At 69.3% G+C, this 25224-nt stretch carries 23 protein-coding genes; 17 read left to right on the top strand and 6 right to left on the bottom strand.

The annotated features are described in order from the left end of the window. Nucleotides 1–5 precede the first annotated feature (5 nt). The 3 genes from HD594_RS01315 to HD594_RS01305 all read left to right on the top strand — a co-directional run bounded on the left by HD594_RS01315 (nt 6) and on the right by HD594_RS01305 (nt 3811). Complete coding sequence (locus HD594_RS01315) at nt 6–1703, top strand: thiamine pyrophosphate-binding protein (RefSeq protein WP_184749219.1); 1698 nt, start codon at nt 6–8, stop codon at nt 1701–1703. Nucleotides 1704–1828: 125 nt separating this feature from the next. Continuing rightward, nucleotides 1829–2866 carry an Ldh family oxidoreductase gene (locus tag HD594_RS01310; protein WP_184749218.1) on the top strand — a complete coding sequence of 346 codons (1038 nt, stop codon included), beginning with the start codon at nt 1829–1831 and terminating at the stop codon, nt 2864–2866. 3 nt (nt 2867–2869) lie between these two features. Further along, nucleotides 2870–3811, top strand: a complete 942-nt coding sequence (locus tag HD594_RS01305; RefSeq protein ID WP_184749217.1) for an NADP-dependent oxidoreductase — start codon at nt 2870–2872, stop codon at nt 3809–3811. Between the two features lie 64 nt (nt 3812–3875). Here the strand turns inward: HD594_RS01305 and HD594_RS01300 are convergent, their stop codons facing one another. Together HD594_RS01300 and HD594_RS01295 are read right to left on the bottom strand one after the other, a co-directional pair. Beyond that, a complete protein-coding gene (locus tag HD594_RS01300; RefSeq protein ID WP_184749216.1) occupies nt 3876–4313 on the bottom strand; it encodes a cupin domain-containing protein in 438 nt (145 codons plus the stop codon). Continuing rightward, nucleotides 4310–7111: an alpha-L-rhamnosidase gene (locus HD594_RS01295; protein WP_184749215.1), complete on the bottom strand. Its 2802-nt coding sequence runs from the start codon at nt 7109–7111 to the stop codon at nt 4310–4312. Before HD594_RS01295 ends, HD594_RS01300 begins: the two co-directional genes overlap by 4 nt. 127 nt (nt 7112–7238) lie before the next feature. Here HD594_RS01295 and HD594_RS01290 point away from each other — a divergent pair, with 127 nt between their 5' ends. Beyond that, nucleotides 7239–7823: a carboxymuconolactone decarboxylase family protein gene (locus HD594_RS01290; protein WP_184749214.1), complete on the top strand. Its 585-nt coding sequence runs from the start codon at nt 7239–7241 to the stop codon at nt 7821–7823. 110 nt (nt 7824–7933) lie between these two features. On the opposite strand, the gene HD594_RS01285 is transcribed toward HD594_RS01290, so the two are convergent. Then, complete coding sequence (locus tag HD594_RS01285; protein ID WP_184749213.1) at nt 7934–8842, bottom strand: LysR family transcriptional regulator; 909 nt, start codon at nt 8840–8842, stop codon at nt 7934–7936. 280 nt (nt 8843–9122) lie between these two features. Here HD594_RS01285 and HD594_RS01280 point away from each other — a divergent pair, with 280 nt between their 5' ends. The 4 genes from HD594_RS01280 to HD594_RS01265 are packed head-to-tail and all read left to right on the top strand — an operon-like array spanning nt 9123 to nt 14598. Beyond that, on the top strand, nt 9123–10643 hold the full coding sequence (locus tag HD594_RS01280; protein ID WP_184749212.1) for an ABC transporter substrate-binding protein: 1521 nt from the start codon (nt 9123–9125) through the stop codon (nt 10641–10643). A gap of 57 nt (nt 10644–10700) precedes the next feature. Beyond that, the gene (locus HD594_RS01275; protein ID WP_184749211.1) at nt 10701–11645 is read left to right on the top strand and encodes an ABC transporter permease; all 945 of its coding nucleotides are present in this window, start codon (nt 10701–10703) and stop codon (nt 11643–11645) included. Continuing rightward, nucleotides 11642–13726: a dipeptide/oligopeptide/nickel ABC transporter permease/ATP-binding protein gene (locus tag HD594_RS01270; protein WP_184749210.1), complete on the top strand. Its 2085-nt coding sequence runs from the start codon at nt 11642–11644 to the stop codon at nt 13724–13726. The genes HD594_RS01275 and HD594_RS01270 overlap by 4 nt, the downstream gene beginning before the upstream one ends. Beyond that, nucleotides 13723–14598, top strand: coding sequence for an ATP-binding cassette domain-containing protein (locus tag HD594_RS01265; RefSeq protein ID WP_184749209.1), 876 nt, complete (start codon nt 13723–13725; stop codon nt 14596–14598). The genes HD594_RS01270 and HD594_RS01265 overlap by 4 nt, the downstream gene beginning before the upstream one ends. 95 nt (nt 14599–14693) lie before the next feature. Here the strand turns inward: HD594_RS01265 and HD594_RS01260 are convergent, their stop codons facing one another. Further along, nucleotides 14694–16262 (bottom strand): arylsulfatase, encoded by a 1569-nt coding sequence (locus HD594_RS01260; protein WP_246413793.1) that lies wholly within the window; start codon nt 16260–16262, stop codon nt 14694–14696. A 225-nt stretch (nt 16263–16487) separates the two neighbouring features. On the opposite strand from HD594_RS01260, the gene HD594_RS01255 reads away from it, so the two are divergent. From HD594_RS01255 to HD594_RS01215, 9 genes are all read left to right on the top strand, one after another. Then, nucleotides 16488–16964 (top strand): MarR family winged helix-turn-helix transcriptional regulator, encoded by a 477-nt coding sequence (locus tag HD594_RS01255; protein ID WP_184749207.1) that lies wholly within the window; start codon nt 16488–16490, stop codon nt 16962–16964. A gap of 13 nt (nt 16965–16977) precedes the next feature. Further along, nucleotides 16978–17919: a VOC family protein gene (locus HD594_RS01250; protein ID WP_184749206.1), complete on the top strand. Its 942-nt coding sequence runs from the start codon at nt 16978–16980 to the stop codon at nt 17917–17919. Next, a complete protein-coding gene (locus HD594_RS01245; RefSeq protein ID WP_184749205.1) occupies nt 17916–19391 on the top strand; it encodes an NAD-dependent succinate-semialdehyde dehydrogenase in 1476 nt (491 codons plus the stop codon). Before HD594_RS01250 ends, HD594_RS01245 begins: the two co-directional genes overlap by 4 nt. A 25-nt stretch (nt 19392–19416) precedes the next feature. Continuing rightward, nucleotides 19417–20238 carry a fumarylacetoacetate hydrolase family protein gene (locus HD594_RS01240; protein ID WP_184749204.1) on the top strand — a complete coding sequence of 274 codons (822 nt, stop codon included), beginning with the start codon at nt 19417–19419 and terminating at the stop codon, nt 20236–20238. Next, the gene (locus HD594_RS01235; protein ID WP_184749203.1) at nt 20235–20705 is read left to right on the top strand and encodes a VOC family protein; all 471 of its coding nucleotides are present in this window, start codon (nt 20235–20237) and stop codon (nt 20703–20705) included. Before HD594_RS01240 ends, HD594_RS01235 begins: the two co-directional genes overlap by 4 nt. A 71-nt stretch (nt 20706–20776) precedes the next feature. Then, on the top strand, nt 20777–21565 hold the full coding sequence (locus HD594_RS01230) for an alpha/beta fold hydrolase (protein WP_184749202.1): 789 nt from the start codon (nt 20777–20779) through the stop codon (nt 21563–21565). 1 nt (nt 21566) lies between these two features. Continuing rightward, complete coding sequence (locus tag HD594_RS01225) at nt 21567–22034, top strand: GlcG/HbpS family heme-binding protein (RefSeq protein ID WP_184749201.1); 468 nt, start codon at nt 21567–21569, stop codon at nt 22032–22034. A gap of 14 nt (nt 22035–22048) precedes the next feature. Further along, on the top strand, nt 22049–23104 hold the full coding sequence (locus HD594_RS01220) for a hypothetical protein (protein ID WP_184749200.1): 1056 nt from the start codon (nt 22049–22051) through the stop codon (nt 23102–23104). Continuing rightward, a complete protein-coding gene (locus HD594_RS01215) occupies nt 23101–23388 on the top strand; it encodes a putative quinol monooxygenase (protein WP_184749199.1) in 288 nt (95 codons plus the stop codon). Before HD594_RS01220 ends, HD594_RS01215 begins: the two co-directional genes overlap by 4 nt. A gap of 92 nt (nt 23389–23480) precedes the next feature. Here HD594_RS01215 and HD594_RS01210 read toward each other — a convergent pair whose 3' ends face one another. Further along, entirely contained in the window at nt 23481–24719 is a 1239-nt protein-coding gene (locus tag HD594_RS01210) for an MFS transporter (RefSeq protein WP_184752420.1), read from the bottom strand. Between the two features lie 53 nt (nt 24720–24772). After that, nucleotides 24773–25219: a flavodoxin family protein gene (locus HD594_RS01205; RefSeq protein ID WP_184749198.1), complete on the bottom strand. Its 447-nt coding sequence runs from the start codon at nt 25217–25219 to the stop codon at nt 24773–24775. Nucleotides 25220–25224: the final 5 nt, after the last annotated feature.

The following is a 25224-nucleotide window of genomic DNA, read 5'->3' as shown; positions in this document are numbered from 1 at the left end:
CACCCATGACGCAGACGTACGACGGCGGTGAGCTTCTCATCGATGCGCTCACCGACCTCGGCGTCGACGTCGTCTTCTGCTCGTCGGGGTCCGAATGGGCCCCGGCATGGGAGGCGTTCGCTCGTCGCCAGGAGGCCGGTGAACCCGCTCCCCGCTACATCGATCTGACGCACGAGACCGTAGCCGGCGGCATGGCCACCGGCTACGGTCTCGTGACCCGCCGCACCCAGGCGGTGCTGCTCCACGCCACCCCGGGCCTGCTGCAGGGCGCGATGGCCGTGCACGGCGCGCTGCTCGCCGGCGTTCCGATGGTCGTCGCCTCGTCCGAGTCGACGACCTACGGCGACGGACCTGGGCAGGACCCCGGTGGCCAGTGGTACCGCAACCTCTCGATCGTCGGCGGCACGCATCCGGTCGCCCAGCCCTGGACCAAGTGGTCGCAGCAGGTCGGCTCGGTCGACGTGCTCTACGAGCTGGTCAAGCGCACCGGCGAGCTCGCCGCGCGCCAGCCGGCGGGCCCCACCTACCTCAACGTGCCCCTCGAGATCCTGCTCGAAGAGACCGAGCGCCCGGTGCGCAAGGACGTCGTCGCGCGAGGACGCCGCATCAGCGCCCCCGAGGACGTCGCCGCGGTGGCCGAGCTGCTCGCCACCGCCGAGCGCCCGATCGTGATCACCGAGACCGCGGGCCGCGAAGAGGGCGGCTACGACGCGCTCATCGACCTGTGCGAGAGCCTCGGAATCGGCGTCATCGAGCCGAGCTCGGCGGTGTGCGCGAACTTCCCCAAGGACAGTGCGCTGCATCTCGGCGGGGAACTCGACCCGTACGTCGACGAGGCGGATCTGATCCTGCTCGTCAACTGCCGTGCGCCGTACTATCCGCCCAGCCGCAAGCCGGCGAAGGCGAAGACGGTCGTCATCGACGAAGTGCCCCAGCGGCCGCACGTGGTGTACCAGGTGCTCAACGCCGATCACTATCTCGAGGGCGCCCTGCCCGAGACCCTCGCTCAGCTGCGCGAGGCGACCCTCGCACTGACGGATCAGTCCGCGATCGCGACCCGGTCCGCGTACTTCGCCAGCGCGCACGGACGGTGGGCCACGGCAACCGCGGATGCCGAGGCGCGGGCCGCGGCATCCGATCGCATCGACCCGGTGCTGCTGGCCACGAAGCTGCGCGAGATCGTTCGAGCCGAGGGCGCGACCGTCGTCGACGAGACGATCACCCACAGCCGTCTCGTGCAGCGTCACGTCGGCTGGGACCGCCCCGACTCGTACTTCTACGTCCAGGGCGGCCTCGGGCAGGGCATCGCGGTGGCGCTGGGCGTGAAGCTCGCCGTCCAGGATGGCATCGTGATCTTCACGGTCGGCGACGGCGCGTTCCTGTACAACCCGATCGTGCAGTCGCTCATGGCCGCGAAGGACCTCGGACTGCCGGTGCTCATCGTCATCTTCAACAACAAGAAGTACCTGTCGATGAAGATGAACCACCTGCGCTTCTACCCGCAGGGCGCCGCGGTGCAGACCGAGAACCACCTGGGCGTGGACCTGTCGACACAGCCGGAACTCAGCGCCTTCGCCGCTCCGTTCGACATGTACCACGCCGCCGTGGACGACCCCGCCGAGCTCGATCGCGTGCTCGGCGAGGCGCTCGCCGCGGTCACGTCCGGGACGACCGCCGTGCTCAACGTGGCGGTCTCCCGCTGAGACCCGGGGCGGGCCGGGCGTGCTTCCGGCCCGCCCCGCACCACCCCGTCACTTCCCGAACCGAAACCCGGGCGCTGACCGAGCGAAGCAAGACCAAGCGCCCCCGCCCCCGAAAGGCCCATCTCATGCCCGTCAAGATCTCACCCTCGGCCTTCGAGGACTTCGCCCGCGACATCTTCGTCGCCAAGGGCCTGTCGCCCGAGGACTCGGCGGCGCTCGCGCACTCGTTCGTCTGGGCGAGCCTGCGCGGCATCGACTCGCACGGCATCGCCCGCGTGCCCCGCTACGTGGAGATGTTCGAGAACGGCATCGCGAACCCCGCCGCGACCATCACGGTCGACGACACCCGACCCGGCACCGCGGTGGTCGACGCCGACTTCGCTCCGGGTCCCATCGCGCTCACCCGCGCGGCCGAGCTCGCCGTCGAGAAGGCGAAGACGCAGGGCGTCGCGATCGTCTCGGTGCGCAACACCGTGCACACCGGCGCCATCGGCTACTACCCGTCGCTCATCGCCGAGCAGGGCCTGGTCGGCATCGGCATCGCCGCGGGTTCGCCCATGATGTCGTACACCGGCGCGGTCGGCGCCTCCGTCGCCACGAGCCCGCTTGCGATCGGCGTTCCGGCCGGCGAAGGTCGACCGACGGTGCTGCTCGACATGGCGACCTCGCTCATCGCGATGGGCAAGATCGCGCAGGCCAAGCGCACCGGCACGCCGCTGCCCGAGGGGTCGGCGACCACCGCCGACGGCACCCCGACCACCGATCCCGAGCTCGCCAAGGTCCCCACGCCGCTCGGCGGCGCGAAGGGGTCTGGCCTGTCGCTCATGTTCGAGCTGATCACGAGCGTCCTCGTCACCGCTCCGATCCTCACCCCGTACCACGCGGGCACCAAGAAGCACCGCCAGAACGCGACGCTCATCGTCGTCGACCCGGCCGCGTTCGGCGACGTGACCGACTTCGTGGCGAACGTCGACGCGACGGTCGACACCATCCACGACCTGCCCAAGGCCGAGGGCGTCGACGCGATCCTCGTCCCCGGCGAGCGCAGCTCGGCGGCCGCCACGGCGCGTGCGGAGGCGGGCATCCCGGTGGGCGACAAGCTGTGGACCGAGCTCGTCGAGGTCGCCGGCGCCCTCGGTGTCACCCTCCCGGAAGCGGCCTGAGCCATGGTGCGTCGCTGGGAGCTTCCCGCCTACGACGGGATCGACGCGCTGGAGCTGGCCGAGGGCGACCTCGCCGCGCCCGAGGCCGGTGAGGTCGCGATCCGCGTCACCGCGATCGGCGTCAACCCGTCCGATGCGAAGTCGCTCGCGGGTGGCTGGAACGCCGACCCGTCGAAGCTGCCCCTGCCGGTCGGACAGGAGGCGGCCGGGGTCATCACCGCGGTCGGCCCCGACACGGCGATCGCATCCGGGCCCGTCCGCGTCGGTGACCGGGTGGTCGCCTTCAAGATCGCCGGCGCCTTCGCCGATGCGGTCGTCGTGCCCGCGAAGGATGTGTTCGCGATCCCCGCGGGGCTGGACGACCACACCGCGGCCGGCATCCTGCACGTCGGGGTCGTCGCCGCCGAGCTGCTCGCCCTCGCCGGCGCGACCGCCGGCGACACGCTGCTGGTGCACGGGGCATCCGGGTCGGTCGGCGTCCTGGCCGTGCAGCTCGCGCGCCGCGCGGGCATCCGGGTGATCGGCACGGCCTCCGAGGCGAACCAGGACAAGGTGCGCGCGTTCGGCGCGGACGCGGTCGTCTACGGCGACGGCCTCGCCGATCGCGTGCGCGCGCTCGCCCCCGACGGAGTGCAGGCCGCCATCGACGCCGCCGGCACGCCCGAGGCGCTCGCGGTCTCGCTGGAGCTGGTCGGCGACCCGTCCCGCGTCGCGACGCTTGCGCCCGGCAAGCCCGCGCAGGAAGCCGGCGTGAAGATCTCGGCCGGCATGCGCCCCGAGAGCATCGCGTTCCGCGAGCCGGAGCGCGCGGTGATCCTGGCGCTGGCCGCCGAGCGCTCGCTGACCCTGCCGATCGCCGCGACCTTCGACCTCACCCAGGCGAAGGACGCGCTGCGCCTGGTGGCCACCGGCCACCCCGGCGGCAAGGTGGTGCTGACCGCCTGACACGCGCACAGAACACGAGGGAGGGAGGCCGGAGCCGGCATCCCTCCCTCGTCGTCGGTGCAACTCAGCGGCCGCCCATGGCGTCCTCGGCGGTCAGGTGCTCGACGGTCTTGCCCGTGTCGCCGAACGTGCGGGTCACGTAGGCCTGCGGATAGATCCACAGGATCCGCATCGGGGTGTCGCCGGTGTTCTGATAGCGGTGGAAGACATCCGCCTTGACGTATGCCGTGTCGTCCTTGACGAGCTGGCGGCGCAGGATGCCGTCGGCGACGTCCTTGCCGGCCTCGTGCACCTCGACGAAGCCCTCGCCCTCGAGGATCAGCACCTGCTCGTCGCAGTTGTGGGAGTGCAGCGGTGCGCCGGCGCCCACCGGGTACACGCTGATGCCGGTTGCCAGATCGTTCTCGCCGCCGCTGGTCTCGGTGGTGATGAGCGGCCACGTCTTGACGGCGCCGCCGCGGTCGAGCACCTCGATCTCGTCGAAGATGCGGATCGTCGTCATGGGGTACCTCCTGGGTTCGGATGGGTGGTCGCCAGCGCGGCCGAGACGGCGGCGAGCGCCGCGTCGTCCGCGAAGATCAGGGCGTCGCGGATGCTGCGCCCCGGCGTGTACAGGGCGTTGGCCCGCACGCCGGCGGCGAGGAACCGGTTCGGCTGCGCGGCGAGGGCCGCGTGGAAGGCGCGGTACGCGGCGGGGTCGTCCGCGAGGTCGGCCATCGACGACTCCAGGTCCACCGGGGCCGGGTCGGATGCCGGCGCCTCGGGGCACAACCACTCGTGCGTGCCGGAGCCGACCTCGGTGCGGCGACCGTCGGGCAGGGCGACGACGGCGGTGGTGTTCGGCGGCACCTCGGCAAACACGCGCACACCGTCTGTGGCGCGCTCCCAGCCGGCGGACGCGTGCCCGTACGGCGTCAGGTGCCGTGCCTGCGCGTGGGAGAGCCGCCGCAGCGGCGTCGGTGCGATCCGGATGCGACGGTAGCCGGGCTCGTCGGGTTCGAGCCCGGCCACCGTCGTGTGGAGCCATTCGGCGACCGCGCCGAACGCCACGTGATTGAACGAGATCATCGCCCCGGGGTTTAGCGAGCCGTCCTCGCGCAGTCCGTCCCAGCGCTCCCACACCGTCGTCGCCCCCACCGTCACCGGGTACAGCCACGAGGGCGACTCGGTCTGGAACAGCAGCCGTTCGGCGGTGTCGAGGTGCCCGGCGGCCGTGAGCGCCTGCATCAGGACAGCGGTGCCCACAAGCCCCGTGGCGATGTGGTGTCCGTCGCGGCGCACGGCGAACGCGAGCCGGTCGCCGACGAGCCGCCGCAGCTCGGCATCCTCGATCAGGTCGAAGGCGATCGCGACGGCGTACGCGGTCTGGGTGTCGCACATCATGCGCCCGGAGGGGGTCACGAACGCGTCGGTGAACGCCAGGCGGGCGGATGCCGCGGCCGCCGCGAACCGGGCGGCGTCGGCGTCCTCGCCGAGCGTCTCCGCGATGTCGGCGGTCAGCTGCGCGGTGCGGGCGAGGTAGGCGGTGGCGACGACGTCGCTGTCGGTGCGCGTGCGCGACGGCGCGTTCGGCGGCGCGTTCGGGTCGAGCCAGTCGCCGAGCTGGCGTCCGCTGGTCCACAGCCCCTCGTCGTCGGCTTCGGCGAGGACGACCTCGAGCCACGCGCGCATGCCCGGGTAGAACTCGGCGAGGAGTTCGCGGTCTCCGCTGCTGCGCGCCAGCACATCAGGGACGATCGCGATCGCATCGCCCCAGGCGGCCATCGGGCCGCGGTCGGCGAAGTCGGGCAGCACGTCGGGCGCGAACAGCGGCACGACACCGCCCAGGCGATCCTGCTCGATCCGCAGGTCGCGCAGCCACGAGCGCAGGAACGCGTGCGTGTCGAACAGGAACTGCGCCGTCGGCGCGAACAGCTGCGTGTCGCCGGTCCAGCCCAGTCGCTCGTCGCGCTGCGGGCAGTCCTGCGGCACGGCCAGGTAGTTGCCGCGCTCGGTCCACACGACGTTCTCGTGAAGCCGGTTCAGCAGGTCGTCGGACGACGAGAACCACCCGGTGCGCTCGAGGTCGCTGCCGAGGATGACCGCTTCGACGGCATCCGCATCGAACTCTCCCGGCCACCCGTCGATGTCGGCGTAGCGGAAGCCGTGGAAGGTGAACCGCGGCTCGAACTCCTCGACGCCGTCCCCCGCCAGGGTGAACGAGTCGGTCGCCTTGGCGCTCTTGAGGGGGCGGAGGGCCAGCTCGCCGTCCTGCAGCACCTCGGCGTGCCGGACGGTGATCGTGGTGCCCGCGGCGCCGCTCACCCGCAGCCGCAGTCGGCCGACGAGGTTCTGCCCGAAGTCCAGCAGGATGCGGCCGCTCGGGGTCCGCGTCACCGACTGCGCCGTGCGCGACCCGGTGCGTCGGACCGGCGGTGCGTCGCGGGCCTCGAGTCCTCGCAGCGGCTCGCCGGTGACGACGGCGGGCGCCCAGGCCGAGTCGTCGAAGCCGGAGCGGTCCCACCCGTGGGGGGTGAGGCGCGCGTCGACGTGCTCGCCGTCGTAGACCCCGCTGGAGAGGATCGGTCCGGCCGCGGCACGCCACGACGGGTCGGTGGCGACGACCTCGCGCGACCCGTCGGCGTATTCCAGCACCAGCTGCCCGGCGAAGCGCGGCTGATCGCCGTAGAAGCGCTTGGGGGCGGTGAGCACCTGATACCCCTCGGTGTACCACCCGCCGGCGAGCAGCGCGCCCAGCGCGTGCGGGCCGGCCGCGAGGATGTCGGTGACGTCGGCGGTCTCGTAGACGAGGCGCTCTCGATAGCTCGTCCATCCCGGGGTCATCACGGCGTCGCCGACGGGCGCGCCGTCGAGGACGAGGTCGACCACCCCGAGGGCCGTCCAGTGCAGCGTCGCGCGCGCCAGACCGGCGCCGACCGTGAACTCGCGCCGGAGCAGGGCCGGCTGGGCGATCCCGCGGGGATCGGCGAGGGCGATGGGGCGCGCGGTCCACTCGGCTGCGAACGCGGCCCACACCTGGAGAGGCGAGCTCCATGGGGTCACCGTGCCCTTCGTCGAGGCGGCGCGCACCTCGACGTGCGCGCGCTCGCCGGCCGCGAGCGGTGCGAAGGGCCAGTCTGCGAGGACGCTGGCGCGGCCGTCGATGCGGCGCACCTCATCGCCGCGGCGCAGTTCCGCCCACTGTTGAATCCATCCAGGGTCGTCCGACGCGACCGTCCAGGACAGTCGCGGGGTGGCGACGGCGACGGCGGCGGAGTCCGAGCGCAGCTCGGCGGTGAGCGTGGCGATACGTGCGGGCACGTTCCCACGCTAGGCGGGGCGATCCTTCACGGGGTGCACGCTAACGTTGCGACGCCGACCCTCGTGGACGCGCGTCGGCGCACCTAGTGTCTCGGACGTATCGAACATGCGTCATATGGAGGCACACATGCGACTCGACGTCACGCCGTACGAAGACATGACCGAGCGCCAGCGGGAGCTCGCCGACCGCATCATCGCCAAGCGCGGCAAGATCGGCGGGCCGTTCAAGGTGTGGCTGCACAGCCCGGACCTGTGCGACCGCACCGAGTCCCTCGGGGCGTTCGTGCGCTTCGACTGCAGCATGCCCGAGCGGATCCGCGAGTACAGCCTGCTCGTGGCGGCGCGCTACTTCGATGCTCAGTTCTCGTGGAACGCCCACGTCCAGAAGGCGATCGAGACCGGCGTCCCGGCCGAGGCGATCCAGGCGCTCGCGAGGTGGGGAGAGCCGGACTTCGGCGACGACGCCGAGCTGAAGGCCTTCCACGACTTCGCCGTCGAGCTGCTGACGACTCACTTCGTCTCGGACGAGACGTTCGCGCGGCTCAAGGAGCTGTTCACCGACCAGCAGCTCGTCGACGCGATCGGCCTGCTCGGCAACTACACGATGCTGTCGATGTGCCTGAACACGTTCCAGGTCGACCTGCAGCCGAACAAGGTCCCCCCGTTCCCCGACGTTCGCGGCTACGCGAAGGTCGAACCCGCGGAGGCCTGACGATGATCGTCATCCTGCCCGAGCGACGTCAGGAGCAGGCGGAAGACTCGTGGTGCTGCGAGGACCTGTCGTGCGACTACTGCCAGGGCCCCGAAACCGACTGACGACGGTCACACCTCGGTCGACTCGTTGGCGCGGCGGAACCAGTCGGTCATGAAGTCAAGGAAGACCTTCACGCGCTCCGGCGTGCGTCCACCAGGCCCGTGAACAGCGTAGAGCGACCGGGCGGGTGGTGCGTGCTCGGGCAGCAGCTCGATGAGTGAGCCCTCTGCGAGCCGCTTCATCGCGGGGCGTCGCGGAATCAGCGCGATGCCGCAGCCGGCCTCGACGAGCTTCTCGATGACGAGGTACGAGTTCGCGACCACGGCAGGGTTCTGCACCTTGTGGTGGATCGTGTCCGAGCCGGAGCCGAGCCGCCACACCGGGTCGTTCGGATGCAGGATGCAGTCGAAGTCGGCCAGCTCGGCCACCGATGCGGGACGCCCCTTGCGGCGGACGTAATCCTCGGAGGCCACCAGCAGGAAGGGCAGCTCGGACACTCGGCGGATCAGCACGTTCGAGTCGCGGAGATCCCTCGTGTGGAAGGCAACATCGTAGCCGCGGTCGAGAAAGTCGTAGTTTCGATCCGACATGCCGCCGAGCTCGAACTTGACCGTGATCTTGGGATGATCGCGGGCGAAGGCGGCGATGGCGGTGCCGAGATCGAGCGTGCCGATCCACTTCGGGCAGATCACCGAGATCGGACCCTCCGGCGCGTCCTGCGAGTGGGACAGTGCGTGGTCCTCGGCGTCGATCTCGTCAAGGATCCGCTCGGCGAACTCGGCGTACTGATGGCCTGCGTCGGTGAGGCTCACCGAACGGGCGGTGCGGTTGACCAGCCGCACTCCCACCTGGCGTTCGAGGTCCGCGACGTGGCGCGATACGAGCGACCCCGAGATGTTCAGTTCGCGGGCTGCGCCGCTGAAGCTCGACGACTTCGCCACTGTGACGAACGTCCGCATGACGACCAGGCGGTCCATCCGATGCCTCCTCCACACCGACGAGGACGGCGCCGGCACCGCCTTCCAGCCTAGCCCGAGGCGGATCGACGCGTTGGATGCGAGGATGCCGCGAGCGTCTGATCCCAGGAGCACGAGCGTGCACCATTAGCTTGCGCTTCCGGAGATATCTGGATTCCGAGCCGATATGTACCGTGATGGCACAGCAACACCGGTGGCTCGCCGAAATGCGACCGAGACCACCACATGAACACGCAGGGCCCGACGGACGGGTCCGAACGCAAGGAGGCGTCAGCGCATCATGAAGTTCACTGCACTGAGGGCGACGATCCCGCTGGGGATCGCTGCTCTCGTTCTCACCGGTTGCACCCAGAGCGGCGATCCGACACCGACCGACTCGGGCTCGGAGGCATCGGGCACTCTTCGCCTGAACTTCGGGGCCTTCCCCGAAACCTGGGCGCCCGGCTACGAATTCGAGGGCGGTCCGATGCGGATCGTCTACGAGAACCTCATCACGCGCGACGACGCCGGGGATCTCGCTCCCGGGCTCGCCGAGTCGTGGGAGCTGAGCGAAGACTCGACGTCCTTGACCCTCAACCTGCAGCAGGGCGTGACGTTCCACGACGGCGAGCCGTTCAACGCCGAGGCCGTCGCAGTGAACATCGACACCGTCAAGAACACGCCTGGTCCATTCGGTGCGCAGCTCGCCGTGATCGAGTCGGTCGAAACTCCCGATGAGAGCACGGTGGTCCTGAACTTCACAGGACCGACTCCCTCAATGCCGACGACGCTGTCGACGCGGGTGCTCCCGATCGCGAGCCCCGCGGCGATCGAGGATGGGAGCATCGCAACGGACCCGATCGGCACCGCGCCCTGGGCGTACGACGCCGACGGCTCGACCGCCGGCACGGTGATGAGCTTCACGCAGTTCGAGGACTACTGGGGCGATGAGCCCGGATTCGCAAACGTGGAGCTCTACGCGATCCCGGACGATGAGGCCGCGGCCGCTGCCGTGATCAACGGCGAGATCGACGTCACCGACACCGAGGAAGAAGTCCTTCCCCGCTACGACGGCACCGTCGTCGAGACTTTCCAGTACCCGGCGATCCGCAACAACGTCATGTTCTTCGATCGGGGTCCCGGCGGCCTGTTCGCGGACGTCGAAGTCCGCCAGGCGATCTGCTACTCCCTCGACGTGCAGCAGATGGTCGACGTGAACGGCGGGGAGGCCGCGACGCAGCACTTCCTCGAGGGCTCGCAGGGCTACAACCCGGACATCACCGGCTACCCGACCGACGTCGACGAAGCCACGTCGCTGTGGGAGTCGGCCGGAAGCCCGACGATCGACGGTGAGATGATCGCGGCGCCGTTCACCACGACGCAGTCGACCATCTACATGGACCAGGCGAGCCAGCTGCCCGGGTTCGGCATCGCCGTGACGACGGTTCCGCCGCCCGAGTGGTTCCAGGGATGGAACAGCGGCACCTACCCGATCGGGCTCGGCTCCAACGACGAACTGACGCCGTTCGAGTGGTACAAGGCCTGGTTCGCTGCCGACGCGGGCGGCAACCCGTCGGGCGTCGAGAGCGATGAGCTCAAGGCAGCCGCCGACGCCGCGATCGCCGCCGGCGACAGCGAGGAGGCCGACGCCCTGTGGGCGGACGTGACCAAGATCATCGCGGACGAGGCGCTCACCTGTGCCCACGCTCGCGGCTTCGAGGTCATCGCCTACAACGCCGACACCGTCGCGAACGTGTCCGCTCCGTCGTACCCGTTCGAGGCGAACAACCTCAACCTCCGAGAGATCACTCCCGCGGGCTGACCCGAACACACGGATACTAGTGACGAACATGCAGTACACGGCGGGGCGGGAGGACTGATGGGCAAGCTCATCGCCTTCCGCCTCGCCCTCGTGGTCCCCCAGCTCATCCTGGTCGCCCTGGTCGTCTTCCTGATGACCTACCTCGTGCCCGGCAGCCCCGCGGCGGCGATCCTCGGCACGTCGGCCAATCCTGAGCGCATCGCTCAGGTCGAGGCTCAGCTCGGCCTGGATCAGCCCTTCTTCACCCGCATGATCACCTGGTTCGCTGCCGCGTTCCAAGGAGACCTCGGGACGTCGTACGCCATCGGCCGGCCGGTCACCGACATGATCCTCGAGCGGATGCCGGCGACGCTGTCGCTGGTATTCGGCGGCCTCGTCGTCGCCGTGCTCATCGGCCTGGCGCTCGGGCTGCTCGGCGGCACTCGCCCCGGGTCGACGACCGACCGCACGACGACCACCATCACGGCGATCACGGTCGCCATCCCCGAGTTCTGGCTCGGTATCGTCCTGCTGCTGGTCTTCTCGGTGCAGTTGAGGTGGGTGCCCGTCATCGCCTACGTGCCGTTCGAGGTGGATCCGGTCCGCTGGGCGCAGGGACTCATCCTCCCCTCGATCGCACTCGGAGTCGGATCCGCCGCGTTGATCGCGCGGTCGATGCGCACGTCGATGGCCGAGACGCTGTCCGCCCGCTGGGTGGACACGCTGACGGCGACCGGCATGTCGCGCGGACGGGTGATCTTCCGCTACGGCCTCAAGAACGCACTGATCCCCGTGCTGGCTTCGACGGGCCTCACGGTCAGCATCCTCATCGGCGCAAGCTTCGTCGTGGGGCAGGTGTTCGCGTTCCCCGGCATCGGCGACCTCATGCTCCGCAGCGTCATCGGCAAGGACTTCCCCGTCGTACAAGGCGGAGTTCTCATGATCGCCCTGATCGTGATCCTCGTGAACTTCGTCCTGGACATCTGCTATGGCCTGCTCAACCCGAAGGCGCGCCCCCAATGACCGACACCTACACCATCAATCTCACTCGCGTGGGCAAGCCCCAGAAGGGGCAGAAATCGCCGTCCAGCGCACGCCGCATCTTCGATCGAGTTCGCCGGCAGCCGCTCACCGTCGCTGCCTTCTGGACGATCGTGTTCCTCGCCGTCGTTGCGATCTTCGCTCCGGTTCTCGCGCCCTACGACCCCAACCAGTCCGACTACGCCGACCTGCTCTCCGGTCCGACGGCGGCGCACTGGCTGGGGACGAATGACCTGGGTCAAGATGAGCTCAGCCGCCTCATCTTCGGCACACGGGTCGCCCTCGTCGTCGCGCTCGGTTCGGTTGTGATCGCCGCGCTGCTGGGCGTGCCGCTCGGCCTCCTCCTCGGGTATCGCGGCGGATGGACCGACCGGCTGGGGTCTCGCCTCGTCGACGTCGCCCAGGCGCTCCCGGGCATCCTGGTCGCGCTCGCGGTGATCGCGATCCTCGGAAGGAGCCTGTGGACGCTGATGCTCGCGATCGGGCTCATCTTCACGATGGGCTTCGCCCGCCTCACGCGCGCGGTCACGCTCTCGGAGCGCCACAAGCTCTACGTCGAGTCCGCGTACGTCGCGGGTATGAAGGAGCGGGTGATCATCTTCCGGCAGGTGCTGCCGAATCTGATCGGCCCGATCATCATCCAGGCCGCCGTCTTCTTCGGCTCGGCCATCATGATCGAATCCGGCCTCAGCTTCCTCGGCGTCGGCCTGGACCGTGACACGCCCACCTGGGGTGGCATGCTCAGTGGCGCGGTGGAGCATCAGGCACAGCAGCCGTTCCTCGTCTTCCCTCCGGGCATCGCGATCGTGATCACCGTGCTGGCGTTCAACTTCTTCGGCGACGGGCTCAACGACGCGATCACGGGCGGCGTCCGGAAGTCACCGCGCAAGCGCCTGACGACGGCCGAGCTGCCCGGGATGAGCAACGCCCCGACGGCGGCGTCCGCGACGTTGCCCGGTCAGACATACTCAATGGGCGCACAGAGCGCCGATGATGCGGCGCCCGATGCGGCCAGCCCGTTCCCGCAGAAGGTGAAGGAGATCGAGACGCCCACGGGCGCCACCGAGGTTCTCCCCGAACCGGTTCCCGGGGCTGTGCTGGACGTGCGCGGGCTGTCGGTGGCGCTCGAGAGGCCTGAAGGGGATGTCGTCCCACTGGTCTCGGGAGCGCATCTGGCCATCGGCCAGGGGGAGATCGTGGGACTGCTCGGTGAGTCGGGCTCCGGCAAGTCGATGTTCGCCAAGGCGGTCATGGGGCTCCTGCCACCGCGCACGCGACTGTCGGCAGGCTCGATCCTGTTCGACGGTACGCAGCTGGCATTCCAGTCGCAGACGATGCTTCGCACAGTCCGCGGTGCTGGGATCGGCGTGGTGTTCCAGGACCCGCTGTCGGCGCTCTCCCCGGTGCACACCGTCGGCAAGCAGCTCATCGAGCCGTTGCGCGAGCACAAGGGCATGTCGAAGCCGGAGGCGCGGGAACGCGCTGTCGAGCTGCTCGACCGGGTCGGAGTCACGAACCCGCGCGAGCGTCTCGACCACTATCCGCATCAGTTCTCGGGCGGCATGGCGCAGCGTGTCGCCATTGCGATGGCCCTCGCCGCCGATCCGAAGCTGCTGATCGCCGACGAGGCGACCTCGGCGCTCGATGTGACCACACAGGCTCAGGTCCTCGACCTGATCATGGACCTGCGCGACGAGTACGGCATGGGGGTTCTGATGATCACCCACGACCTCGGTGTCGTAGCCGAGACCTGCGACCGTGCCGCGATCATGTACGCGGGTGAGATCGTCGAAGTCGGCACGACGACCGACCTGTTCCACAACCCACGCCATCCGTACACGTCCGCGCTGCTGGCGGCCAACCCGGCCTCCGAGGCCCAGGTGGACCGCCTGCCGACGATCTCCGGGCGGGTGCCGCTCGCGGGGGAGTGGCCGAAGGGCTGCCATTTCGCCAACCGGTGCGCATTCGCCACCGACGCCTGCACATCCTCGCCCGTACCCCTCGTCGACTCGGTCCGCTGCGTCCGCGTCGACGAACTGACCCTCGAGGCGGTGGCGCGATGACCGATTCCTCTCAGAAGCCGCTCTTGGCGGTGAAGGACCTGGCGGTCGAGTACGAGGCCGGCGGTGGACTGCCGTGGAAGCGCAGGGTGTCGCGGGCGATCGACGGAGTGAGCTTCGAGATCTTCTCAGGCGAGACTCTCGGCCTCGTCGGCGAGTCGGGGTCGGGAAAGAGCACGACCGGACGCGCGATTCTCCGCCTCAGTCCGGCCGCCGCGGGGTCGATCGACTTCGACGGCACGGAAGTGACCGAGATGGGCCGCCACACGCCGCTGTCCTATCGACGGCACGTGCAGGCGATCTTCCAGGACCCCAGTTCGTCGCTGAACCCGCGGCACGTCGTCGGCCGCTGCGTCGACGACACGCTGCGCACGCACGGCGTCGCCGATCCGACCGAGCGCCGGTCCCGAGCGATGGAGGTCTTCAACCAAGTCGGACTGTCGACCGACCACATGAACAGATTCCCCGCTGAGCTGTCGGGAGGCCAGCAGCAGCGTGTGGCGATCGCGCGGGCACTCGTGCTCCGCCCGAAGCTGGTCGTGTGCGACGAGGCGGTGAGCGCCCTCGACCTGTCCACGCAAGGCCAGATCATCAACCTGCTGGCGGATCTCCAGAAGGCCACCGGCGTGAGCTATCTGTTCATCGCACACGACCTCGGCATCGTCCGGCACATCTCCGACCGCATCGCCGTGATGCAGCGCGGGCGCTTGGTCGAGGTCGGGGACGCCGAGGAGGTCTTCACCCACCCTCGTCACACCTACACGCGCAAGCTGCTCGGAGCCACTCCCGCTTCCAAGCCCGAAGGCCGCGAAGAGCGTCGTGCTCGCCGCGCTGCCTTCCGGCAGATCCACGAGGCCGAGACGGCGCTGGCATAGCACCCGAAGCACGCTGGGGACGGCGACGGGCTCCGATCACGATGATCGGAGCCCGTCGCCGTCCGGTCTCGTCAGACGTGCGGCACTCTCTTTGGCTAGGACTTCGCCTGCCAGCGAGGCAGTCCACGCTCCTCGTACATGTCCTGAAGACGCGGGAACGGAATGACCCCGTGCGCGTCCGCCCACTCGTGCCACCTGGCGGCGAGGGACTCCACGATCTCGGGATACCGGGTCGAGAGGTCGTCGAGCTCGGCGCGGTCGGCCTCCATGTCGTACAGCTCCCACGCGGAACCGTGCTCGCGCGTGAGCTTCCATCGACCGTCGCGGACCGCGCCGTTGCCGATGTGCTCCCAGAACAATGGCCGCTCCGGGGACGGGCCGCCGCGGAGCGCGTCCAGGACGTCGACGCCCGCGATCTCGTCGGGGGCCGTCGCGCCGACCGCCGAAGCGATCGTGGGGAGCAGGTCGATGACATGCATCGGAGAGTGCAGGACCTCGCCCGACGATATGCCGCCCGCCGGCCACGAGACGATGAGGGGAGCGGCGATGCCGCCCTCGTGCACCCACTTCTTGTACATCCGGAAAGGCGTGTTGGACAGATTCGCCCAGGGTCGGCCATAGCTGGTGAACGTGTGCTCCGGTCCCGGTTCGATGTCCGGGGCGTTCCCGATCGTCACATCGTCGCCCTGGCGCGTGACCTTGGGCGTCACGTGCGGAGACAGGAATCTTCCCACCTGCAGTTCCTCGGCCTCGGCGCCGTTGTCGGAGAGGAAGAGCACGAGCGTGTTCTCGAGCTCACCCCGCGACTCGAGATCGTCGAGGATCCTCCCGATCCCACGATCCATGGCGGTCACCTGCGCCGCGAAGACCTCCATGCGGCGCTGTTGCCAATCCGGGTCGTCGGTGGCGCTCCAGGCCGGTTCTTGCGGGTCGCGCGGGGACGGTCTGAAGGGTGCGGGGAACAGATCGAGTTCGGCCTGGCGCGCCTCGCGGGCTTCGCGGGCGGCATCCCAGCCGACGTGGTAGCGCCCGCGGTGCACAGCGATGTCGTCGTCCGGCGCCTGCAGCGGCCAGTGCGGTGCCGTGTAGGCGAGGTAGAGGAAGTACGGGCGGTTCTCGCGACCTGCCCAGTCGATGACCTCGAGGGCATGGTCGCTCAGCGCGTCCGTGAGGTAGAACGCATCGTCGGCGGGCGCCTCGATGGGATCCTCGTTGCGGTAGAACGCGCGGGGGTTGAAGTAGCTCGTTCCTCCGCCCAGGATCCCGTAGAAGTCCTCGAACCCGCGCCGAGTCGGCCACGTCTCATTCGGCTCGGACACATCCGCCGACAGGTGCCACTTGCCGGTGAGGCTGGTGAGATAGCCCTGCTCGGCAAGAACACCGGCGAGTGTCGGGACGGCCGGATCAAGCGACCCGCGATAGCCGACCGTGCGCGTGAGCACCCCGATGCCCACATCGTGGGAGTAGCGACCGGTCATCAGCGAGGCGCGGGTCGGACTGCACCGCGGCGTCGTGTAAAAGCTCGACATACGGATGCCGTGCGCGGCGAGGCGGTCGAGATTCGGGGTCGGGATCTCGCTGCCGTAGCAGCCGGCGTCCGAGAATCCGAGATCGTCGGCGAGGATGAGCAGCACGTTGGGGCGATCGGCGGGTGGGGGCGTCAACTCTGCCTCCGGTGAGTGAGCGGGGAACATGGCCCTCCAGCCTGGCGCAGGACGCCGTCCGATGGGTGCACGCGGAGGTTGCGGATGCCTCATCGTCCACGGCGCCCACGCGTGCACAGGACGCAAACAATGCCGACCGCGGCGGTAGCGACGAATCGGTTGTCGCTAGGAAGGGAGGCGCCTATGGTTATGAATGCATAACTACTTAGGCCAAGGAGGACTGTGGTGGACGAGGGCGCCGAGGTGGTGTTCGTCGAACTGGCGACAGTCGTCAATGACGTCGTCCGTGAGATGCGGGTGCGCAGCAGCGCGAACGGCCCGGCGATCCCGCTCACCCAGAACCAGAGCCAGATCATGAGCTGCGTCCACAGTGCACCTGGCTCGACGCCCTCGCAGATCGCGGCCCGCACGGGACTGCAGCGAGCGAACGTCAGCACCGCGCTGCGCGACCTGCGCGACCGCGACTACATCGAGTCGGAGCCCGACGCACACGATCGGCGCGCCGTACGCATCTACGCGACGGCCCGCGCCGACGAGACTCTCGCCGGGCTGAGAGCCGGATGGGCCGGCGTACTCGCCGAGGCCTGGCACGACGATCCCGAAACGCTGGCGAGCGTCACCGAGACCCTCGCGCTCCTGCGCAACCGACTGATGGCGATCGTCCCTCAGCCCTCCTCCGCTCCCGTTCCCACCGCACGCTGAAAGGGACATCGACATGTCGATCGAGCGCATCGAGTCCGTGACGTACGGCGTCGAGGACGTCGACGAATGCGCCCGCTTCTTCTCGGACTTCGGACTGACCCTCCAGGAGCAGAGCCCCGAGCGCGCCGTCCTCACGACCCAGGTCGGCCAGACCGTCGTGCTGCGGCCGATCGACGACCCGGACCTGCCGCCCTCGGTCGAGCCGGGCAGCCCCGGGATCCGCGAGGTCGTGTGGGGCGTCGACTCCCAGGCCTCCCTCGAGGCGCTGGTGGCGGACCTGAGCACCGACCGCGAGGTCGCGATCGATGCCGATGGGGTTGCCCACACGCTCGACGAGACCGGGTACGGCGTCGCGCTTGCCGTGACGAAGCCCGAGGACATGAACTTCGACGTCCGCAGGTACAACAGCCGCGGACGTGTCGAGCGGTGGAACGAATCCCACACCGCGATCCCGCAGATCCGCCCGATTCGCATCTGCCATGTGGCGCTGAACATCCCGAAGGAGGGGCGCTGGGAGGCCGTGCACTTTTACCTCGACCGGCTGAACTTCCGCGCCACCGACATCGTCAAGCCGATGGGGGTGTTCATGCAGATCGAAGGCGACGACGACCAGCACAACTTCCTGCTCTGCCACCGCCCCGACCGCGCCGGCACCAACCACACCTCGTACGAGGTATCGGGGTTCGACGACGTCATCGAGGGCGGCAACCACATGATCGAGAAGGGCTGGCGCGAAGCGCGCCGGCTGGGTCGCCACACCGTCGGCTCGAACGTGTTCCGCTTCATCCACTGCCCGGCAGGCGGGCGGGTGGAGTACGCCGCCGACATGGACCGCGTCGACGACACGTACGGCCCGAACGTGCACGAGACCACCCCGCCGCATCACATCTGGGTGCTCGAGACCAATCGCGATGCCCGCGTGCCCAACACCTCGGAAGGATCAGCACTCGCATGACCATCATCACCGAACCCACTTCCCGCGCCGCCGAGGCGTACGCGGGCGCCCGCCTGGGACTGTTCATCGACGGCGAGTGGCGCGAGGCCGCGGACGGCCGCACCTTCGATGTCTTCAACCCCGCCACCGAAGAGGTGATCGGTCACGTCCCGCGCGCCGGAGCGCCCGACATCGACGACGCGCTCGCCGCGGCGGAGCGCGCCTTCCCGCTGTGGCGCGACACCTCGGCGTTCGAGAAGAGCCGCATCCTGCTGAAGACCGTAGAGCTGCTGCGTGAGCGCGCCGAGGCGATCGGCGAGCTCATGGCCATCGAGCAGGGCAAGCCGCTCAAGGACGCGATCAACGAGGTCAAGCGCGTCTCGGGAACCCTCGAGTGGTGCGCGCAGGAGACCCGCCGACTGTACGGCCGCATCATCCCCACCGACGTCGACACCGATCTCACGGTCCGTTACGAACCCGTCGGCGTCGTCGGCGCGATCGTGCCGTGGAACTTCCCCGCCGGTTCGCCGATGCGCAAGATGTCGGCCGCGATCGCCGCCGGCTGCGCGCTAGTGATCAAAGCGTCCGAGGAGGTGCCTGCGACCGCGTGCGCGCTCGCACAGGCGTTCCACGACGCCGGGCTGCCGAAGGGCGTGCTGAACCTCGTGTTCGGTCGCGGCGCCGAGACCAGCGAGCGCCTCATCGACGCCCCGCAGACCCGCCTCATCGCGTTCACCGGCTCGGTCCCGGTCGGCAAGATCCTCAACGCCCGCGCCGGCGCGCTGATGAAGCCCACGATCATGGAGCTCGGCGGTCACGCCCCCGTGATCATCGCTGCCGATGCCGACCCGATCCAGGCCGCCCGCCGCACGTCGGCCGCCAAGTGGGCGAACGCGGGACAGGTGTGCACTTCGCCGTCGCGCATCTTCGTGCACGAGTCCATCGCCGAGGAGTTCATCGCCGAGATGGTGCGCCTGGCCGAGGCGCACACCGTCGGCGACCCGCTCGATCCCGACACCACGCTGGGATCGCTCATCAACGCCAAACGCGTCGCGGCGACCGATCACCTCGTGCAGGATGCGGTCGCGCACGGCGCCACGGTCGCCGCCGGGGGCCGGAAGGTCGGCGACCGGGGCCACTTCTACGCGCCCACGGTGCTGACGAACGTGCCGCTGGACGCCGAGGTCATGAGCGAGGAGCCCTTCGGCCCCATCGCCCCGATCACGACGTTCACCGACCTCGACGAGGCGATGCGCATCGCGAACTCGCTGCCGTTCGGTCTCGCCGCCTACGGCTTCACTGAGTCGGCGTCGACTGCGAACGTCATGGCACGCGGCTTCGAGGCCGGCATCCTCTCGATCAACCACTGCGGTGGATCAGTCACCGAGGCTCCGTCCGGCGGGTTCAAGGAGTCCGGCATCGGCAGGGAGTCGGGTCCCGAGGGCGTGCAGGCCTACGTCGTCACCAAGCGCGTCAGTCACAAGTTGCGCTGATCCCAGAGACGAGAGGAGAGAGCGAATGCGGTACGCACGGTGCGTGGCCGACGGTCGCGAGTTCTACGCGATCGTCGAAGGCGACGAGGCCGTCGAGATCTCGGACGCCCCGTGGCTCGCGCACGAGCGCGGCCGGCGGCATCCGATCTCCTCGGTCTCGTGGCTACCCCCCGTGCTGCCGCCGACGTTCTATGCGGCGGGGTTCAACTACAAGGCCCACAACCGGCACCACGAGGAGCTCGGCTACGATCCCGTCAAGGTCGGCGACCACCCCGAGGTCGGCTACCGGGCGCAGTCGGCGCTCGCCGCGCACGGCGATGCGATCGTCAAGCCCGACGGCGTCGAGGGCCGGTTCGAGACCGAGGCGGAAGTGGTCGCGGTGATCGGCACGACCCTCAAGCACGCCACCCGCCACGAGGCGAAGGCCGCGGTCTTCGGCTGGACGATCGGCAACGACGTCTCGGCCCGCACGTGGCAGCACGCCGACCGCACGTTCTATCGGGCGAAGAACGCCGATACGTTCAAGCCGATGGGCCCGTGGATCGAGACCGACGTCGACCCGATGGCCTCGACCACGACTGTGCGCCGCAACGGCGTCGTCGACGCGGTCTTCGCCACCGGCGACATGATCTTCGATCCGTACGACTTCATCGTCGAGATGACGAAGTACATCACTCTGCGTCCGGGCGACGTTCTCTGGATGGGCGCGGACGGCAACACCCCGATGGGCGTGGGCGATGTCATCGACATCGAGATCACGGGCATCGGGACACTCACCAACACCGTGGCGGCCGAAGGTCGCCGCACCGACACCCTCGTCGGCATCCAGAAAGGACACGGACGATGACCACCGTCGATTCCACCGCACCCGACACCGACGCCGGCCCCCGGCACGTCGAGAAGGGCTTCAGCCTGCCCGAACCCAAGTTCGACGAGCAGGGCCGCAGCATCGAGCCGAAGTACATCCACCACGTCAACTTCCCCACCACCAACGTCGACCGCACCGTCGAGTGGTACACGAAGGTCTTCGGGCTCAAGCGCGTCATGCCGAAGTCCAACTCGCGCGTCGTGCTCATGACCAAGGGCCGCTTCGACCTGCACTTCACCCCCGTCGAGGAGATGGACCGCATGGCGCCGTACCACTACGCCATCGAGGTCGAGGACTGGGACGGCTTCATGGGGCACCTCGACAGCCTCGGCATCCGCCACACCCGCGAAGTGGAGCGGCCCGAGAACCAGTCGAAGTTCTGCTACATCCACGATCCCGACCACACGATGATCGAGATCGTGTTCCACGGGCGGCGTCCCGCCTAGGACCCCCTCCCCCCCCCAACACACCCGACCCGGGTGCGACCAGTCGCGCCCGGAGACAGCAAGGACGCTTCATGCCCACAGTGGACAACAACGGCACATCCATCTACTACGAGGTGCACGGCGCGGGGTCGCCGGTCGTGTTCGTGCACGGCTCGGGTGGCCACCACGCCGCCTGGTGGCAGCAGGTGGTGGCGCTGCGAGACACCCACACCGTCGTCACGCTCGACTTGCGCGGCTTCGGCAACTCCGACTCCGACGAGACCTACGACAGCCTTAGCTTCCCGGGTGACATCGTCGCGGTGCTCGAGGACGCAGACCTCACCGACGCGGTGCTGGTGGGGCAGTCGATCGGTGCCGCGGCGGCGCTGAAGGCCGCGCTGCGGGTTCCCGAGCGCATCCGCGGCGTCATCCTCGCCCACTCGCTCGGCGGCATCGACGCCCCCGAGGTCACGCCCCTGGTGAAGGCCGATCGCGCCGAGGCTGAGAAGCTGCCGGTCATCGACCGCCTGCTGACCAAGGAGTTCCGCGCAGAGCAGCCCGCGAAGACGTTCCTGTTCACGCAGCAGGGCACGTTCAACAAGGCGCGGATGCAGGACCTGCGCAACCTCGCCACCGACGGTCCGACCGTCGCGGACCTTGAGGCCGTGGGCGTGCGCGTCGCGTTCCTCGCGGGGGAGAAGGACGCGGTCATCAGTCCGGCGACGGTCACCAAGGCGCACGAACTCGTCGCAGGATCCCTGCTCGAGATCGTTCCCGGCGCGCCGCACTCGATGTACTGGGAAGCCCCCGAACTGTTCAACACCGCCGTAGCGAAGCTCGTCGACGCGCTGGAGCGTGTCGAGGTTCTGGAAAGGAACTGAGATGCCGAAGAACGTCATGCAGGAGGACGCCGAGAAGATCATGGCCGTGGCGGAGCGCGAGGCGCTGCGCATCGGCAAGGGCCTGTCGATCGCGGTCGTCGACTCGGGCGGCTTCATCGTCAGCATCCGCCGCTTCGACGGCGCCCGTCCGATGACGCCGATGATCGCCCTGTCGAAGGCATATACCTCGGCGGTCATGCAGCGCCCGAGCGCCATGCTCAAGCCGTGGTCGAACTCGGACCCGGCTTTCTTCAGCCAGGTCTCGACGATGGGCCACTTCCCGATCGTCGCGACCGGCGGCGGGGTGACCCTCAAGCGCGACGGCGAGTTCGTCGGCGGCGTGGGGGTCTCTGGCGGCACGCCCGGCGAAGACGAGGAACTCGCCCAGGCGATCCTGACCGAACTGGGCTACGACACTGATTTCGCCGAGTGGGCGGGCGCCAAGGGCGCCGCCGCCGGCAAGGACTGAGAGGACGGCCGACGATGGCCAACTACTTCGCATACCGGATCGACAACCACGGCGACAACGTCCGCCCGTCCGACATCCAACGCGCACGCAAGGAGTTGCGTGCCGGCGAGATCACCGCGGACGAGCTGCGCGAGATCGAGGACGCGGCGATCATCGACTGGATCAAGGCCCAGCGTCACCTGACGCTGTCGTGCTTGACCGACGGCGGCTTCCGCTACGGCGACTATCGCAGCCCCGTCCTGCACTCGGTGGCCGGCTTCACGCGCGACCCCGAGCGCATGGGACCGGGCGGCTTCGGGACGTGGATCGTCGATGCGCCGCTGAAGCTGAAGAAGCCGATCGCCTCGGACGACGCCGCCTTCCTGCTGGAGCAGACGCAGCTGCCGGTGAAGGTCAAGCTGCCCTCGGCCGCGCACCTCGCGGCGCAGTGCTACGACGAGCTCAAGACCGTGCGCGCCTACCCCGGCGCGGCGGCGCTGGGCGACGCGATCGCCGAACTGCTCCGCGACGAGATCGAGCACCTGCTCGAGATCGGCGTGCAGTTCATCCAGCTCGACAACCCCGACTACTCGGCGCACCTCGTGGGCCGCGGCGGCGAGCTCCTCACCTTCGACGAGGCGGTTCAAATCGACAACGCCGTGGTCGCGGGACTCCAGAAGGAGGAGTCGCAGAAGGTGGGTCTCACCGTCGGCTGGGGCGACGACCTCGACGGGGCGGTCGACTACGACCGTGTGGCCGTGCTGTTCGCCACCGACTACGACAAGTTCATCGTGCCGTTCCACAACGAGGCCGCCGTCGCGCAGGATCTGCCGCGGCACGTGCCCGACGACAAGCAGGTCGGCATCGGCATCGTGGACGCGACCGTCGCCGAGCTCGAGGACATCGACACCGTCGTCAAGCGCATCGAGGACGTCGTCGAGGTGCACGACTACGACCGCATCGCGCTCCTCCCGCAGAAGGGGTTCCAGCAGGCGCACTACATCCCCGCCGCTCTGACGGCCGAGGAGCAGCGCAAGAAGCTCGAGCACGTCGAGACCTTCGCCACCATGATCTGGGGCAACGAGGCATGAGCGGCCCCGTCACCGTCGTCGCCCGCCTGCACCCCGACCCCGCGTCGGCGGAGCAGGCGGCCGCGGCCGTGCGGGCGGCCGTGCCCGGCATCCTGGCCGAGGACGGCTGCGAGCAGTACGAGCCGCACCGCGCCGACGATGGCACGTTCGTCATCGTCGAGCGGTGGTCTTCCCGCGAGGCGCTCGCCGCCCACAACACCGGCGCCGCCGTGCAGGTGCTGCGCGACGGCGTGAAAGGTCTGATGGCGGCGCCGACCGAGGTCACGGTGGCCGAGGCGCTGTAATCGCCTGCACGAACGCAGGAGAATCGAGCGGATGCGGCCGCTGTCGGCCGCAAGGCAGGCGGCTCTCGTGCATTGCTGCATCCCTACGGCGCTCACCGGTGGTGCGGCACGTAGCGGGGGACGAACACCGCGAAGCCGACCGCGCCCGCCAGTCCCGCGACGCCGATCACGGCGGTCGCGACCGGAAGAGACACCGCCGCCGTCACCCCGGCGATGAGCAGCGGTGCCGCGGCCGCTCCAGCATCCGTCAGCGTGCGCCATGACCCCAGGAACGGCGCCGGGTTGCCCGGCGGGGCGACGTCGGCGCCGAGCGTCATCAGGATGCCGCTCGAGAGGCCGTTCCCGACGCCGACGACGATTGCGGCCGCGATGAACCAGGACATGGCGTTCGACAGGTCGTGCGTGAATGCCAGGCCGAGGAACGCGCCGCCCATGAGGATCATCGACGGCATCGACGCCCACAGCCGTCCCCAGCGGTCCATGATCTGGCCGCTGGAGTAGAACAGGGCGAACTCCAGGGCGCCGGTGATTCCCACCACCAGCGCGATCGTCTCGGCGTTCAGCCCCAGCGAGACCCCCCAGATCGGGAGGAGGTAGACGCGCGCCTGCCGGAGTCCCGAGAGCGCCGCTGTGGACGTGCCCAGCCTGAACAGCACGCCGCGGTGCGCCCACATGGTGCGGAACACGCCGTCGGGCGCTGCGCGGTGCGTCGTGCCGGACCCGGCTGCGCGCGCGGGCGTCGAGCCGGACCCGGGGAGTGACCCCTCGGCGCGCAGCTCATCTTCGGGATCGCGGCCGACGAGCACCAGGATCACGAGCGCGACGAGCGAGGCGATGAAGAACCAGACGGCCGAGGTCTCGGTGCCGGCGGCAGCGACGAGCGCGGCGGCGGCGAACGGACCCGCGAACATCCCGAGCCGGAATGAGCCGCCGAGCACCGACAATGCCCGGGCGCGGTACCGAAGCGGCACGCGCGTGGTCATGAACGCGTGCCGCGCGAGCCCGAACGCCGAGGCGCACAGGCCGATGCCGAATACCGAGACGCCCAGCAGCGCGACGGTTGGCGAGAGCAGCACGCCGATGCCGCCGAACAGCGCCAGCGCGCCGGCGATCGCCATCGACCGGCGCTCGCCGATGCGGGCCACGAGCCAGCCTGCCGGGATATTGCCGATCAGCCGGGCGATGACGATGATCGAGGCGATCAGGGCCGCCTGGGCGACATCGGCGCCGAGCGATGAGGCGATGACGGGCAGCAGCGGCAGCAGCGCGCCCTCGCCGAGCCCGAACAGCAGCGTCGGGCCGTAGATCATCGGGGCGAACCGCAGCAGCATGCGCCGCGTGCCCGGATCCAGCGCCTCCCCGGACGTGGTGGTGCCCCCCGTCCTCACGCGCCGATCGCCGCGAGCACTTCGCGGGCCCACGTGACGCCGAGCTTGCCGGGGTCCTGCCGTGACAGCTCGTCGTGCTCACCGAACGGCCCGACGCGCTCAGCGCCGAGGCCGGTGAGGAGCTCGTCGAACTGCTTGGATCCCCGGTTGTACTTCTCTCCGTAGGACGTGTCGCCGAGCCCGAACATCGCGTACCGGACCCCGGAGAGGTTCGGATGCAGGTCGATCAGGTCGTCGTGAAGGAACTGCGCGAAGCCGGGCAGCTCGCCTCCGCCGTGCGTGGCACACGCGATGAGGAAGAGCGGTCCCGGCTCGAACACGTCGGTGGCGGCATCCGCCATGTTCACGGCCTCGACCTCGTGACCGGTCAGGCTTTTGCGAAGGGCGAAAGCGACCTCCTCGGCGTGACCGGACTCGGTGCCGTACAGTGCGACGATCTTCATAGGGG

Origin of the sequence: Microbacterium thalassium, assembly GCF_014208045.1 — a bacterium.
Classification (GTDB): Bacteria; Actinomycetota; Actinomycetes; order Actinomycetales; family Microbacteriaceae; genus Microbacterium; species Microbacterium thalassium.
This window is presented reverse-complemented; position numbering and strand designations above follow the sequence as displayed.